Here is a 14,033-nt window from a genome sequence, read left to right as displayed (position 1 = left end):
TGGGGTTGCGCTCACATGAGCGCAAAAATCACGGGTATGACTTCCAAAGGGTGGCACTGGGTGCCACCCTTTGTTTGTTCAAGAGTTGAACGCAAATGTATCGATGATCGCTCATCCGAGCGGAAACAGGCCTCAGAAGCCCCTTCATCCTTCGGGAGGTGAACGCTCTTCGTAGGTTCCGGCTACTCGTCGGTTACTTTCGATCTGCTGGCGCACGAGTGGTTACATCCGTATGACGGCCAAGTGGACGTACCCAGAAGCCTTCGATCTGGGTATGTTCCTGGCCGTCAGGGCAGCCACCGAGTCCTCGAGGAGTCGAGACCCGTGTCGGAAAACAAAGATCAGAAGTTCGTCTACGACTTCACCGAGGGAAACCGCGACCTCAAGGACCTTCTCGGCGGCAAGGGGGCCAACCTCGCCGAGATGACCAACCTGGGTCTGCCGGTCCCTCCCGGCTTCACCATCACCACCGAGGCCTGCAAGGTCTACCTCGCCAGCGGTGAGGCCCCGGCCGCGCTGCGCGACGAGGTCAGCGCCCACCTGGCCGCCCTCGAGGCGAAGATGGGCAAGAAGCTCGGCCAGTCGGACGACCCGCTGCTGGTCTCCGTGCGCTCCGGTGCCAAGTTCTCCATGCCCGGCATGATGGACACGGTCCTCAACATCGGCCTCTCCGACGAGTCCGTCACCGGCCTTGCCTCCCAGGCCGGCAACGAGCGCTTCGCGTGGGACTCGTACCGCCGCCTCATCCAGATGTTCGGCAAGACCGTCCTCGACGTCGACGGCGAGCTCTTCGAGGAAGCCCTCGACGAGGCCAAGGCCGCCAAGAAGGTCACCGTCGACACCGACCTCGACGCCGCCGACCTGAAGAAGCTGGTCACCCGCTTCAAGAAGATCGTCGCCAAGCAGGCCGGCCGCGAGTTCCCGCAGGACGCCCGCGAGCAGCTGGACCTCGCCGTCGAGGCGGTCTTCAACTCCTGGAACACCGACCGCGCCAAGCTCTACCGCCGCCAGGAGCGCATCCCGAGCGACCTGGGCACCGCGGTCAACATCTGCTCCATGGTCTTCGGCAACCTCGGCCCCGACTCCGGCACCGGCGTCGCCTTCACCCGCGACCCCGCCAGCGGCCACGCGGGCGTGTACGGCGACTACCTGCAGAACGCCCAGGGCGAGGACGTCGTCGCGGGCATCCGCAACACCGTCCCGCTGGCCGACCTCGAGACGATCGACAAGGCCTCGTACGACCAGCTCATGACGATCATGACGACGCTGGAGACCCACTACAAGGATCTCTGCGACATCGAGTTCACCATCGAGCGCGGCCAGCTGTGGATGCTGCAGACCCGCGTCGGCAAGCGCACCGCCGGTGCCGCCTTCCGCATCGCCACCCAGCTCGTGGACCAGGGCCTGATCGACGAGGCCGAGGCCCTCCAGCGCGTCAACGGCGCCCAGCTCGCGCAGCTGATGTTCCCGCGCTTCGACGAGGACGCCAAGACCACCCTGCTCGGCCGCGGCATCGCCGCCTCCCCGGGCGCGGCGGTCGGCAAGGCCGTCTTCGACTCGTACACGGCCGTCAAGTGGTCCCGCTCCGGCGAGAAGGTCATCCTGATCCGCCGCGAGACCAACCCGGACGACCTGGACGGCATGATCGCCGCCGAGGGCATCCTGACCTCGCGCGGCGGCAAGACCTCGCACGCCGCCGTCGTGGCCCGCGGCATGGGCAAGACCTGCGTCTGCGGCGCCGAGGACCTCGAGGTCGACACCAAGCGCCGCCGGATGACGGTCGGCGGAACGGTGATCGAGGAGGGCGACGTCGTCTCCATCGACGGCTCCACCGGCAAGGTCTACCTCGGTGAGGTACCCGTCGTACCGTCCCCGGTCGTCGAGTACTTCGAGGGCCGCATGCACGCCGGCGCCGACGACGCCGACGAGCTGGTCGCCGCCGTCCACCGGATCATGGCGTACGCGGACCGCGTCCGCCGGCTGCGGGTGCGCGCCAACGCCGACAACGCCGAGGACGCGCTGCGCGCCCGCCGCTTCGGCGCCCAGGGCATCGGCCTGTGCCGCACCGAGCACATGTTCCTCGGTGAGCGCCGCGAGCTGGTCGAGCACCTGATCCTCGCGGACACCGACGCGGAGCGCGAGGACGCGCTGAGTGCCCTCCTGCCGCTGCAGAAGAAGGACTTCGTCGAGCTGTTCGAGGCGATGGACGGCCTGCCCGTCACCGTCCGCCTCCTCGACCCGCCGCTGCACGAGTTCCTGCCCGACATCACCGAGCTGTCGGTGCGCGTCGCCCTCGCCGAGTCCCGCAAGGACGCCAACGAGAACGACCTGCGCCTGCTCCAGGCCGTGCACAAGCTGCACGAGCAGAACCCGATGCTGGGTCTGCGCGGTGTCCGTCTCGGCCTGGTCATCCCCGGTCTGTTCGCCATGCAGGTCCGGGCGATCGCCGAGGCCGCGGCCGAGCGCAAGAACGCCAAGGGCGACCCGCGCGCCGAGATCATGGTCCCGCTCGTCGGCACCGTCCAGGAGCTGGAGATCGTCCGCGAGGAGGCCGACGCGGTCATCGCCGAGGTCGAGGCCGCCACCGGCACCAGCCTCAAGCTGACGATCGGCACGATGATCGAGCTGCCCCGCGCCGCCCTCACGGCCGGGCAGATCGCCGAGGCCGCGCAGTTCTTCTCCTTCGGTACGAACGACCTGACGCAGACGGTGTGGGGCTTCTCCCGCGACGACGTCGAGGCCAGCTTCTTCACCGCGTACCTGGAGAAGGGCATCTTCGGGGTCTCGCCGTTCGAGACCATCGACAAGGACGGCGTCGGCGCGCTGGTCCGCAGCGCGGCCCTGGCCGGCCGGGCCACCCGCCCCGACCTCAAGCTCGGCGTCTGCGGCGAGCACGGCGGCGACCCCGAGTCCGTCCACTTCTTCCACGAGGTCGGCCTCGACTACGTCTCCTGCTCGCCCTTCCGGATTCCGGTGGCGCGCCTGGAGGCCGGCCGTGCCGCCGCCGAGGCGAAGGGCAGCGACAGCCGCTGACCCCTTCACGGCCCTGACAGGGCCCGCTGACTGCGCGTCCGCCCCCGGGTTCCCTGACCCCCGAGGGCGGACGCGCCCATTTTTATTGTTCAACAAATCTTTACGCCAGCAGGCGGTGGACGGATCCCCACCCGTCCACCGCCTGCTGTCAATCTGCCAGGCACGTCGGCGCTTCCCGGTGCGACCGACCGCCAGGCCCCGCAAAGCCCCCCACGGCCTTCACGGAGCGTTTCGGTCGCACTGGAGTGTGCCTGGCGGAGTACAGGATTTCGGTTGTCACGCCCCTGCCGAAAGGGGTTTCAACTGTGGCTGAAAGGGCGTGGTGACGTCGTGTGACGGCATGCATACTCATGGAGCGGGGGGATTGCGGTTGCACAGGTGGGGGTTCGGTGCTGCGTATCCATTTCACTGGAGTGGACCTGGCACGCGTACGGATGGCAGGGCGTCCCGATGCGTTGTGGGAAACGATTCTGAGTTTTCACCGCTTAAGAGACCGGCGTGATGCCCGGCTCTTCGGTGAATGGCGTACGGAAACCCGGAGCAGGTTGAATAGTGAAACACGTTTGCTCGGTGCGCTCATACCGAGCCGCGGGTATTTTCCCGATTTCCTGACCCCTGTCGAGGGGCAGTACGGGTGGGACGTGGGCCTGGACGCCCTGCGCGGGATCCGCCCCGAGCGGATGCGGCGCGAGCTGACGCTGCTGGGCGCGGGCACGGGCGTAGGGGCCGCGTTCGGCATGCCCTCGACCGTGACCGGAGGCGCCGACGCGCCGGTCCCGCGGCGGCTGCGGGACTTCATGGACGGCGGCACCAAGCACCTGCCGAGGCTGCTGGGCGAGCTGCGCGGCTACCACCGGGCGGCCGTGGAGCCGTACTGGACGCACATCCAGGCCCAGATCGAGGCCGAGCGGGCCGCGCGCGGCCGGGCCCTGCTGGACGGCGGCGCCGACGAGCTGCTGGCCTCGCTGCCGCCGATGCTGCGCTGGCGGGCTCCGATCCTGGAGTGCGACTACCCCGTGGACCGCGACGTACGGCTGCGGGGGCGCGGGCTGCTGCTCCAGCCGTCGTTCTTCTGCCGGCGCACCGCCGTGACCCTGCACGACCCGGAGCTGCCCCCGGTGCTGGTCTACCCGGCCGCCGCGCAGCTGGCCTCGGCGCCCACCGGCGGCGAATCGATTCGGCCCCTGGAGGAGCAGCGCCAGCGCACGCTGGGCAAGCTCGTCGGGCACACCCGCTCGGTGGTGCTGCGGGCCATCGGCGACGGCGCGACCACCAGCGAGCTGGCCCGCCGGGCCGGGGTCTCGCTGGCCTCCGCGAGCCAGCACGCCTGCGTGATGCGCGAGGCTGGCCTGGTCACCACCCTGCGCCGGGGCAACGCCGTCCTGCACACGGTGACCCCGCTGGGGGCCGCGCTCCTCAAGGGCGGCGCGGTGGCCTCGTAGCCGCCCGAGGGGCCCCCGGACCGGGAATCGGGGTCCGGGGCCCCGGGACGGCCGCCTTCAGCGTCGCGGCCGGCGAGCCGTCCCTGTTCCACGGGATCGTGCCGCCCGCGCAGTTCCGAGGACCCTGCGAGCGCCGAATTGCCGCAGCCTCTACCCGGCGTGACGCGGGGGCGGCCTGTTCGCGTGCGATCCGCACGATGTGACGAACCGCGGGACTTTCAGCCCTGGGGCGGCGCCGTTTCGGCGAGGATGGTGAAGCAATGAACCAGTTCGCCGCGGACAACGACATCACCGGCCGCGCCGACCTCGACGTCGTGCTGCGCCGCTTCTACACCGCCGCCTTCGCCGACCGGCGGATCGGGCCGTACTTCACCGAGGTCGCCGGCACGGACCTCGAGGTCCACCTGCCCCGGATCACCGATTTCTGGGAGCGGGCCCTGTTCCGTACGGCCGACTACCGGCGCGATGCCTTCACCCCGCACGCCGCCCTGCACTCGGCGCGGGCGATGACCGCCGAGGACTTCGGGCGCTGGGTGCAGCTGTGGCACGCCGCCGTCGACGGCCTGCACCGGGGGCCGACCGCGGAGCGGGCGAAGGCGACGGGCGAGCGGATCGCGCTGGCCCTGCACCGGCGGCTGGCCGGGCCGGATCCCGCGCTGCTCCGGAGGGAGGACGCTCCGGGCTTCGTCCCGCTGGCTGCGCTGGAGCTCCGCTCCATGGCCTGACCTGCGGTGACGGGCCTCGACCGGCTGCCCGGCGGAGATCTTCGGAAAAGTTTCCGCAGCAGCGATGAGTTTTCCCGGAGCCCCCGGTCTATCTCTCGAAAGCACACCACACGAGAGAAGAGGAACCGAGATGTCCACCATGATCTTCGTCAACCTGCCGGTCAAGGACATCGAGGCCAGCAAGGCGTTCTGGGGCAGGCTCGGCTACTCCTTCAACCCCCGGTTCAGCGACGACCGGACCGGCTGCCTCGTCATCAGCGACACGATCTTCGCGATGCTGATGACCGAGGACCGCTTCAAGGACTTCGCCACCAAGGAGGTGGCGGACGCCACCAAGAGCACCGAGGTCATGCTCGCCCTGAGCGCGGAGAGCCGGGAGAAGGTCGACGAGGTGGTCGGCGCCGCCCTCGCCGCGGGCGGCACCGAGCCCCGCCCGGCCCAGGACCTCGGCTTCATGTACGGCCGAGCCTTCGAGGACCTGGAGGGCCACGTCTGGGAGTACGTCTGGATGGACCCGGCGGCCGTCCAGGGCTGAAGCCCCCGCTACGCCCTCGCCCCCGAGGTCACGGCGGTCCGCACCGGATAGGTCCGGACCGCCGTGACCTCGTCGTCCAGGCAGCGCCCCGAGGCGAGGTCGAAGCGCTGCTTCAGCAGCGGCGAGGCCACGAAGGGCTTGCCGTCGATGCACCCGACCAGCCCCCGCGAGAGCACGGCCGCCCCGGTGAACGGGTCCTGGTTGTCGATGGCGTACATCCCCCCGGAACGGCCGATGAACACCGCGGCCTGGCTCCCGTCGGGCAGCAGGACCGCGACCCCGCGCCCGGGGGTCAGCGCGGACAGCTCGCACACCGTCAGCCAGCCTTCGGCCACTTGCAGTTCCACGGTCATCGGGTGCCTCCCACGGCCTCCAGCGGCCGGATGTCGAGAATGGTCAGGTCGGGCTTGACCTGGTCGCGTTCGGGGACGAACTTCACGGTCGGGTCGGGGGCGCCGGGCGCGTTGACGAAGGACACGAACCGGCGCAGCCGCTCCGGGTCCTGGAGCGTCTCGGCCCATTCGTCGCGGTAGTGCGCCACGTGGTCGGTCATCAGCGACTCCAGCTCCGCGCACAGCCCGAGCGAGTCGTGCACGACCACCTCCCGCAGGTGGTCCAGGCCGCCCTCCAGCCGGTCCAGCCAGGTGGAGGTGCGCTCCAGCCGGTCGGCCGTGCGGATGTAGAACATCAGGAAGCGGTCGATGAGCCGGACCAGTTCGGCATCGGACAGGTCCTGGGCCAGGAGGTCCGCGTGGCGCGGGGTGGCCCCGCCGTTCCCGCCGACGTAGAGGTTCCAGCCGTTCGCTGTCGCGATCACCCCGAAGTCCTTGCTCTGCGCCTCCGCGCACTCGCGCGCGCACCCGGACACCGCCGACTTGAGCTTGTGCGGGGCGCGCAGGCCCCGGTAGCGCAGCTCCAGGTCGATGGCCATCCGCACGCTGTCCTGGACCCCGTAGCGGCACCAGGTCTGGCCCACGCAGGACTTCACCGTGCGCAGCGCCTTCCCGTACGCGTGGCCGGACTCGAATCCGGCGTCGACGAGCCGGGCCCAGATCCGCGGGAGCTGGTCGACGCTGGCACCGAAGAGGTCGATGCGCTGGCCGCCGGTGATCTTCGTGTAGAGCCCGAAATCGCGGGCGACCTCGCCGATCACGATGAGCTTGTCGGGGGTGATCTCCCCGCCGGGGATGCGCGGGACGACCGAGTACGAGCCGTTGCGCTGGAGGTTCGCGAGGAAGTGGTCGTTGGTGTCCTGGAGGGCGGCCTGCTCCCCGTCGAGGACGTAGCCGCTCGCGCCGAGGGTGGGGGCGAGCGAGGCGATGATCGAGCCGACGGTCGGCTTGCAGACCTCACAGCCGTCGCCGCCGCGGGCCGCCTCCCGGCCGTGGCCGTCGAGGAGCTGCTCGTACGAGGTCAGCCGACGGGTGCGGACGATCTCGTAGAGCTCGGCGCGGGTGAAGGGGAAGCAGCCGCACAGCCCTTTGTCGGCGGCCGCGGGCAGCAGCTGGCCGATCACCTTGAGGCAGCTGCCGCAGCCGGTGCCCGCCTTGGTGCACTGCTTGACCTCGGGGAGCGTCGTGCAGGCGGTGATCGCCTTCTTGGTGACGTTGTGGCAGGAGCAGATCACCGCGGAGTCGGGGAGCGCCGACGGGCCGAGCGCGACGGGCGCGCCGAGCCCGGCGGGCAGGACCAGCTGGTCGGGGCTCACGGGCGGGACGCTGCCGGTGAGCGGGCGCAGCAGGCCGTAGGAGTCGGCGTCGCCGACCAGGACCCCGCCGAGCAGTACGCCGTCGGGGGAGACGACGAGCTTCTTGTAGACGCCGGAGCGGGAGTCGGAGTAGACGACGTCGAGGCTGCCGGGTGCCGCGCCGTGGGCGTCGCCGAAGGAGGCCACGTCCACGCCGAGCAGCTTGAGCTTGGTGGAGAGGTCGGCTCCGGTGAATTCCTTGTCGCGGCCGAGGAGGTCCTCGGCGGCGGTCTCGGCCATCTCGTAGCCGGGGGCGACCAGTCCGTAGACGCGGCCGTCGGTGGCCAGGGCGCACTCGCCGATGGCGTAGACGCGCGGGTCGGAGGTGCGGCAGCGGGCGTCGACGCCGATGCCGCCGCGCTCGCCGACGGTCAGGCCCGCGTCGCGGGCGAGCTGGTCGCGGGGGCGGACCCCGGCGGAGAAGACGACGAGGTCGGTGTCGACGGTGGAGCCGTCGGAGAGCCGCATTCCGCTGACACGGCCGTCCTCTCCGGTGACGACCTCCTGGGTGCCGACGCCGGTGTGCACCGTCAGCCCCATCGACTCGATGGTGCGCAGCAGGGCCGCGCCGCCGCCGTCGTCGACCTGGACGGGCATCAGGCGCGGGGCGAACTCCACGATGCGGGTGGCGAGGCCGAGGCCCTGGAGGGCGCCGGCGGCCTCGAGCCCGAGGAGGCCGCCGCCGACGACGGCGCCGCTGGTCCGGGTCTTGGCGTACTCCTCGATCGCGAGCAGGTCCTCGATGGTGCGGTAGACGAAGCAGCCGGGGGCGTCCTTGCCGGGCACGGGCGGCACGAAGGGGTAGCTGCCGGTCGCCAGGACGAGCACGTCGTACGGGAACACCCGACCGGAGCGGGAGGTGACGGTGCGGGCGTCGCGGTCGACGGACTCGGCGGGGTCGCCGAGGTGCAGCTCGATCCCGTGCTGCTCCATGAAGCCGTCGGGGGTGAGGGAGAGGTCCTCGGCGGTGCTTCCGGAGAAGTACGAGGTGAGGTGCACGCGGTCGTAGGCGGGCCGGGGCTCCTCGCAGAGCACGGTGATCCGGTGCGTGGCGGTGGCCCCGCGCTCGGCGAGTGCCTCGAGGTAGCGCTGGCCGACCATGCCGTGGCCGATGAGCACGATGGCGGGAGTGGGCGTGGGTGCGGCCATGATCAGGAGCCTCCGTCGTCGGTGAGCAGGTGGAACAGGTCGGTCAGGTCCTCCTCTTCCTCCCAGCTGCGGGCGAGCGCGCCCACGCTGGAGAGTTCGCCGAGGAGGACGCCGCCGACGAGGCGGTCGCCGCGGACGACGACCTTCCGGTACGTCCGGCGGGTGGCGTCGGCGAGGCGGACCACGTCGTCGCCGGGGAGCGGGGTGGTCTCGCCGAAGGCGGCGAGATCGAGCGGGCCGGTGCCTCCGGCGGTGGTGGTGAGGGTGAGGCGGGTGAGGGCGCGGGTTCCGTTGTATTCGGGCGCGGTGGCGGTGGTGCCGGTGGTGCCGGTGGTGCCCGTGGTGCCGGTCAGCTGTGCGGCGAGGGCGTCGGCCTGCTCCAGCGCGGGGCCCGCGAGGCCGTACACCCGGCCGGCGTGCTCGGCGCAGTCGCCGATGGCGTGGATGCGGGGGTCGCTGGTCCGGAGCCCGTCGTCCACGACGATCCCGGTGCGCACCTCGAGCCCGGCGGCGAGAGCGAGCCCGGTCCGGGGCCGCACGCCGCAGGCGAGCACGACGACATCGGCGTCGAGCCGGTACCCGTCGGCGAGCTCGACCCCGGTGACCCGACGCCCGCCCGCGTCCTGCCCGGGGCGCGGGCCCGGGGCGGCGGCACCGGGGGCCGGTGTCGTGGTCAGGCCGCGGACCCGGCATTCCGTGTGGATCTCGATGCCGAGGGCGGTCAGGTGGGCGTGCAGCAGCGCCGAGGCGTCCGCGTCCAGCTGGCGTTCCATCAGCCGTTCGCCCTGCTGGGCGAGGACCACCTGCGCGCCGCGTTCGGCCAGGGCGCGGGCCGCGGAGACGCCGAGGAGGCCGCCGCCGATCACCACCGCGCGCACGCCCGCCCGTACGGCCACGGCGGCCGAAAGAGCCAGGCAGTCGTCCATGGTGCGGAACGCGTGGACCCCGTCGGGCAGTTCCCGGCCCTCCGGTTCGAACAGCCCGCGCAGCGGCGGGAGGACCGCGTTGGAGCCGGTGGCCAGGACCAGCGTGTCGTACGGCTCCGTGCTTCCGTCGTCGCAGTGGACCGTCCGGTCGGCACGGTCGATGCGGACCGCCCGGACACCCCGCCGCAGCGCCGGCCCGGGGGCCGGGAGGGCGGTCACCTCCGGTGCGTACCGGCCCGCCAGGACATCCGCGAGCAGGACCCGGTTGTACGGGACGTGCGACTCCTCGCCGAGGACCGTCACTTCCGTACCCGTGCCCGTACCCGTGCCCGTGCCCGTGCCCGTATCAGCACCCGCACCTGCGCCCGCACCTGCGCCCAGCCGCGCAGCGAGCCGCAGGCCCGCGAGGCCGCCGCCGATCACCACCACACGCTGCTGCTTCGAGGTCATGGCACGAGCGTGCGCGGCCGCTGTTTCCCCACCGCATCGCCGCTGTTACCCGGACGGAACGCGCACCTCAGCGCCCGGGTCACGGGTCGGTGAGGCGTCCCTCAAGGCCGGCTTGACGATCGGTTCGGGCAGCTCAGCGGCCCTCGGGCCGCCCTCGGCGTCATCCGCGTGCGAGATGCGGCGATACGGGTCAGGAGCGGGATGCCCGGCGGGGCGGGGGTGGTGGCGCTGCTCTGGGCGGCCGCGACCGCGCTGTCGGCGACGGTGAATCCGGCCGTTCCGGTGACGCCGGACCGGGTGCCGGCCGGCAAAGCTCAACCTTTGCGCAAGTTTCCGGGGATTGATGGTTCCTGCACCCATCGGCTCCATAGGGTCGTGGTCGTGCCTGACATATCAACGACCATGATCATCGTGCTGTGCGTGGCCGCCGCCGCGGCCGGCTGGATCGACGCGGTGGTGGGCGGCGGCGGCCTGCTGCTCCTGCCCGCCCTGCTCCTCGGTCTGCCGAACGCCCACCCCGCAGCCGTGCTCGGCACGAACAAGGCCGTGGCCATCGTCGGGACCACGGGCGCGGCGGTGACGTACGTACGCAAGGCCCCGGTGGATGTGAAGCTCGCGGTCCGGATCGGCCTGGCCGCGCTCGCCGGGTCCATGGGCGGCGCCGCGCTGGCCGGCGGGATCAGCAAGGACGCCCTACGCCCGCTGATCATGGGGGTGCTCGTGATCGTCGCGGGCGTCGTGATCTTCAAGCCGGGCTTCGGAGCCGCCCCGTCGACCTCGCCGGTCAGCCGGCAGCGCGTGCTGCTCGCCATCGGGCTCGCCGGCCTCGGCATCGGCTTCTACGACGGGCTCATCGGGCCCGGGACCGGCACCTTCCTCGTGCTCGCCCTCACCGCGCTGCTCCACCTCGATCTGGTCACGGCCTCCGCCAACGCCAAGATCGTCAACTGCTGCACGAACGCCGGGGCGCTCGCGATGTTCGCGTACCAGGGCATGGTGCTGTGGCAGCTGGCCGCGCTGATGGCGGTGTTCAACCTGGCCGGCGGCATGATCGGTGCCCGGATGGCTCTCAAGAAGGGCAGCGGATTCGTCCGCGGCGTGCTGCTGACGGTGGTCGGCGCGCTGGTGATCAAACTCGGTCTGGAGCAGTGGGGCTGACCGGTTCCCGCTGGTAGGTGCCGGTGAGGTGGGCGAAGACGACCACGTTGCCCTGGTAGCCGGTACGGGGGGAGAAGCCCCCGCCACAGGTGATCACCCGCAGCTCGGCACGCGGCGAGGGCCCGTACACGCGGGCGTCCGGGAAGTGCTCGGCTGCGTAGACCTCGACCGCGTGGACGGTGAACACGGCCGTACGTCCGTCCGCGCGCGGCACCTCGATCGCGGCTCCGCGGTGCAGCGCGCCCAGGTGGTAGAAGACCGCCGGGCCGGCGGCGTGGTCGACGTGGCCGACGACGACGGCGGTGCCGAGGGCGCCGGGGGTGACGCCGTCGCGGTACCAGCCCGCCAGGTCGCGGCGGTCGGGCGGCGGCACCTCGATGCTGCCGTCGCGCCCGAGGCCCAGCCCGGTCAGCGGGGCGTCCACCCGGATGGACGGGATCCGGATCCGGGTCGGCGGGGAGCCGGGGAGCGGGTCGATGCTGCCGGGGTAGCGCGCCTGCCCGGTCAGCGCCTCGGCGGGGGAGGGCAGTGGGGGCCCGACGGGTTGGCCGGATCCGCTGCCGACGAGCCAGATGCCGACGCAGGCGGTGAGCGCGACGAGCCCGCCGCGGCCGGCCTGGCCTCTGCCCATGGGTGCCCCCTGGCGGTGGTGCGATCGGTGTGCTCTCCGTGTCCTGTGTCCGGGTCAGTGTTCCGGGTGTGGGGTTTCGTGTTTCCGTGTTCCGCGTTCCGTGTGGCAGGCCGTCGCCCGGCCCCGCGAACGGGGGGACCTCGCGGGGCGGGCGACGGGGGACGGTACCGGTCGGACCGCGGCCGGAGCCGCGGTGGGCGCCCGTCAGCTCCGCGTGCCGCTCGCCCGGCGACGCAGGAGCCAGGTACCGCCGACGGCGGCCGCGGCCAGCACGGCCGCTCCCGCCGTGATCTTGGTGGGGTCGATGGTGGTGGTCGTCCCGCCACCCACCCCGGTGCGGACGTGGCCCTGCGGGCCGCGTTCGGTGACGACCAGGTCGCCGGTGGCGAACTTGCCGTCGGCGCAGGTCGCGCCGATGTTGTAGGTGCCGGGGCGGGTGTCGCGGGCGATCTGGAACTGCCCGATGACCACCTCTTTGTGGGTGCCCGGCACCAGCTTGAAGCGGCCACCGCCGACCGTGGTGGCATCGCCGTCGGCATGGCTGCCCGGGCCGCAGGCGGTGGTGTTCACCGTGACGCTGGCCCCGGGAGCGGCGGATTTCGGCCACACCTCCAGCTTCGCGAAGTCGCCGGGCGCGAAGCCCGCCATGCCGAGTTCCGCGGCGGCGACCGCCCCGGCGGCCAGGCCGGTGAACGCGGCGGCGGCCAGCGCGGTGGCGGTGAGCACGTGGGCGGTGCGTCGGCGCATGGGGACTCCTGGAGACGCGGGGTCGTGTTCCCGAGGAAACCCGTCCCGCCCGCTGCCCGCCTCCTGATATTCCGTCAGATCTGCCCGACGGGCTGCCGTTGCCCCAGGCCACGGCCTCGCATTCGGCCATACGGGTGCGCCACCCCGTCCGGGTGAGGCCAGGCTCGGGGCGAGCCTCCGCCGGGCGCGCCGGGCGCGCAGCGCGCTTGCGCACCGGCGCGCGCCGGGCTCGCAGCGCGCTTCCGCCCAGGCGCGCGCCGGGCTCGGGCCGGAGTGTGCAACCCCGCCAGCGGTGTCCGCAGCTCGTGCGCCACATCCGCCGTGAACCGCTGCTCCGCCTCCAGCCGCTGCTGCAGACTGGCCGCCATCGTGTCGACCGCCGAGGACGGCTCCGCGACCTCGTTCCGGGTCCCCGGCACGCCCGACGCCCCGATCCGCGCGCCGGCTCGCCCTCGCCGATCCGGCGGGCCGTCTCGGCCGCCGTCGGGACGCGGCGGCGGTGAGATGCCGGGTGGGCCGCGTCATGGGGGGGAGGGAGGCCAAAGGGGTCCGGAGAGGGGAGAAGACCGGCGGTGGACGGCGACGGTCACGGGCACCGGGAGGTTGTGCGACAGCGGTGCGTACGGTGGAGGGGCACAGGCAGAATCGGGACCCAAGTCCCGGACCGCGCGCGGTCCGCCGTACCCGAGGGAGGGACCCGTGACATCAGCCGATCGGCCGCAGCCGCCGGAGTCTGCGGTGCTCACCGTGCTGACCGCCGTCGACTCGGCGCAGGCGGCCGCCGCTCTCGCCCGCGGCGCGGTGCAGGCGCGGCTGGCCGCCTGCGCGCAGATCTCCGGGCCGGTGACCTCCGTCTACCACTGGAAGGACGCGCTGGAGACCTCCCAGGAGTGGCAGGTGCTGTTCAAGACCACCACGGCCGCCTACCCGGCCCTGGAGGCCCGGCTGACCGCCGAGCACCCGTACGACACGCCGGAGATCATCGCCACACCGGTGGTGCGGGTCAGTGCGGACTACCTCGCGTGGGTCGCGGCGGAGGTGACGGCCGGATGACCGCCGAGCTCCCCTTCTTCGTGTACGGGACCCTGCGCCCGGGGGAGGTCAACCACGACCTGTTCCTGCGGGGCCGCACGGCCGCCGAGGAGCCCGCCCGGCTCCCGGACGCGCTCCTCTACGACGGTCCCGGCTACCCGTACGCCGTCCGGCACCCGGGATCGGAGATCGTCGGCGAGCTGGTCACCCCGGCGCCCGGCGCGTACGGGAGGCTGCTGGCCGAACTGGACCGGCTGGAGGAGTACCACGGCCCCGACCGGCCGCTGAACGTCTACGACCGGGTCCGCCGGGACGCGGTCCGCCACGACGGCACCCGGACCCCCGCCTGGGTCTACCTGGCGGCCCCGCTGCTGGCCCGCCGGCTGCGTGCGTCCGGCACCGAGATACCGGGCGGCGACTGGCTCAGACGGACCTAGCTAGTCCGCTTGGGTCGAGCG

At 72.2% G+C, this 14,033-nt stretch carries 12 protein-coding genes; 7 read left to right on the top strand and 5 right to left on the bottom strand.

The window, feature by feature from the left end:
- Positions 1 to 324 precede the first annotated feature (324 nt).
- The 4 genes from ppdK to AB0I68_RS32680 all read left to right on the top strand — a co-directional run bounded on the left by ppdK (position 325) and on the right by AB0I68_RS32680 (position 5,735).
- Positions 325 to 3,033: a pyruvate, phosphate dikinase gene (ppdK, locus tag AB0I68_RS32695; protein ID WP_363181005.1), complete on the top strand. Its 2,709-nt coding sequence runs from the start codon at positions 325 to 327 to the stop codon at positions 3,031 to 3,033.
- 389 nt (positions 3,034 to 3,422) lie between these two features.
- Entirely contained in the window at positions 3,423 to 4,475 is a 1,053-nt protein-coding gene (locus tag AB0I68_RS32690) for a helix-turn-helix domain-containing protein (RefSeq protein ID WP_363181004.1), read from the top strand.
- A gap of 260 nt (positions 4,476 to 4,735) precedes the next feature.
- Positions 4,736 to 5,200: a group III truncated hemoglobin gene (locus AB0I68_RS32685; protein WP_363181003.1), complete on the top strand. Its 465-nt coding sequence runs from the start codon at positions 4,736 to 4,738 to the stop codon at positions 5,198 to 5,200.
- A gap of 130 nt (positions 5,201 to 5,330) precedes the next feature.
- The gene (locus tag AB0I68_RS32680) at positions 5,331 to 5,735 is read left to right on the top strand and encodes a VOC family protein (protein ID WP_363181002.1); all 405 of its coding nucleotides are present in this window, start codon (positions 5,331 to 5,333) and stop codon (positions 5,733 to 5,735) included.
- 8 nt (positions 5,736 to 5,743) lie between these two features.
- On the opposite strand, the gene nirD is transcribed toward AB0I68_RS32680, so the two are convergent.
- From nirD to AB0I68_RS32665, 3 genes are read right to left on the bottom strand one after another with little or no spacing between them, the layout of a single operon-like run.
- Positions 5,744 to 6,088 (bottom strand): nitrite reductase small subunit NirD, encoded by a 345-nt coding sequence (nirD, locus tag AB0I68_RS32675; protein ID WP_363181001.1) that lies wholly within the window; start codon positions 6,086 to 6,088, stop codon positions 5,744 to 5,746.
- Entirely contained in the window at positions 6,085 to 8,631 is a 2,547-nt protein-coding gene (gene nirB / locus AB0I68_RS32670; RefSeq protein ID WP_363180999.1) for a nitrite reductase large subunit NirB, read from the bottom strand. Before nirB ends, nirD begins: the two co-directional genes overlap by 4 nt.
- A 2-nt stretch (positions 8,632 to 8,633) precedes the next feature.
- Positions 8,634 to 10,007: an FAD-dependent oxidoreductase gene (locus tag AB0I68_RS32665; protein ID WP_363180998.1), complete on the bottom strand. Its 1,374-nt coding sequence runs from the start codon at positions 10,005 to 10,007 to the stop codon at positions 8,634 to 8,636.
- A 381-nt stretch (positions 10,008 to 10,388) separates the two neighbouring features.
- On the opposite strand from AB0I68_RS32665, the gene AB0I68_RS32660 reads away from it, so the two are divergent.
- On the top strand, positions 10,389 to 11,165 hold the full coding sequence (locus AB0I68_RS32660; protein ID WP_363180997.1) for a TSUP family transporter: 777 nt from the start codon (positions 10,389 to 10,391) through the stop codon (positions 11,163 to 11,165).
- Here AB0I68_RS32660 and AB0I68_RS32655 read toward each other — a convergent pair.
- Positions 11,137 to 11,796, bottom strand: coding sequence for a class F sortase (locus AB0I68_RS32655; protein WP_363180995.1), 660 nt, complete (start codon positions 11,794 to 11,796; stop codon positions 11,137 to 11,139). The genes AB0I68_RS32660 and AB0I68_RS32655 overlap by 29 nt on opposite strands.
- 204 nt (positions 11,797 to 12,000) lie before the next feature.
- Complete coding sequence (locus AB0I68_RS32650) at positions 12,001 to 12,543, bottom strand: hypothetical protein (RefSeq protein ID WP_363180994.1); 543 nt, start codon at positions 12,541 to 12,543, stop codon at positions 12,001 to 12,003.
- 699 nt (positions 12,544 to 13,242) lie between these two features.
- Between AB0I68_RS32650 and cutA the strand changes: the two genes are divergently transcribed.
- Positions 13,243 to 13,596, top strand: a complete 354-nt coding sequence (gene cutA, locus AB0I68_RS32645; RefSeq protein WP_363180992.1) for a divalent-cation tolerance protein CutA — start codon at positions 13,243 to 13,245, stop codon at positions 13,594 to 13,596.
- Positions 13,593 to 14,012: a gamma-glutamylcyclotransferase family protein gene (locus AB0I68_RS32640; RefSeq protein WP_363180991.1), complete on the top strand. Its 420-nt coding sequence runs from the start codon at positions 13,593 to 13,595 to the stop codon at positions 14,010 to 14,012. The genes cutA and AB0I68_RS32640 overlap by 4 nt, the downstream gene beginning before the upstream one ends.
- The last annotated feature ends 21 nt before the right edge of the window (positions 14,013 to 14,033 follow it).

Source organism: Streptomyces sp. NPDC050448 (assembly GCF_040655295.1).
Taxonomy (GTDB): Bacteria; Actinomycetota; Actinomycetes; order Streptomycetales; family Streptomycetaceae; genus Streptomyces.
This window is presented reverse-complemented; position numbering and strand designations above follow the sequence as displayed.

Coding starts and splice junctions, on each gene's coding strand:
- AB0I68_RS32685 (WP_363181003.1), top strand. CDS start 4,736: ATGAACCAGTTCGCCGCGGACAACGACATCACCGGCCGCGCCGACCTC.
- AB0I68_RS32680 (WP_363181002.1), top strand. CDS start 5,331: ATGTCCACCATGATCTTCGTCAACCTGCCGGTCAAGGACATCGAGGCC.
- nirD (WP_363181001.1), bottom strand. CDS start 6,088: ATGACCGTGGAACTGCAAGTGGCCGAAGGCTGGCTGACGGTGTGCGAG.
- nirB (WP_363180999.1), bottom strand. CDS start 8,631: ATGGCCGCACCCACGCCCACTCCCGCCATCGTGCTCATCGGCCACGGC.
- AB0I68_RS32665 (WP_363180998.1), bottom strand. CDS start 10,007: ATGACCTCGAAGCAGCAGCGTGTGGTGGTGATCGGCGGCGGCCTCGCG.
- AB0I68_RS32655 (WP_363180995.1), bottom strand. CDS start 11,796: ATGGGCAGAGGCCAGGCCGGCCGCGGCGGGCTCGTCGCGCTCACCGCC.
- AB0I68_RS32650 (WP_363180994.1), bottom strand. CDS start 12,543: ATGCGCCGACGCACCGCCCACGTGCTCACCGCCACCGCGCTGGCCGCC.
- AB0I68_RS32640 (WP_363180991.1), top strand. CDS start 13,593: ATGACCGCCGAGCTCCCCTTCTTCGTGTACGGGACCCTGCGCCCGGGG.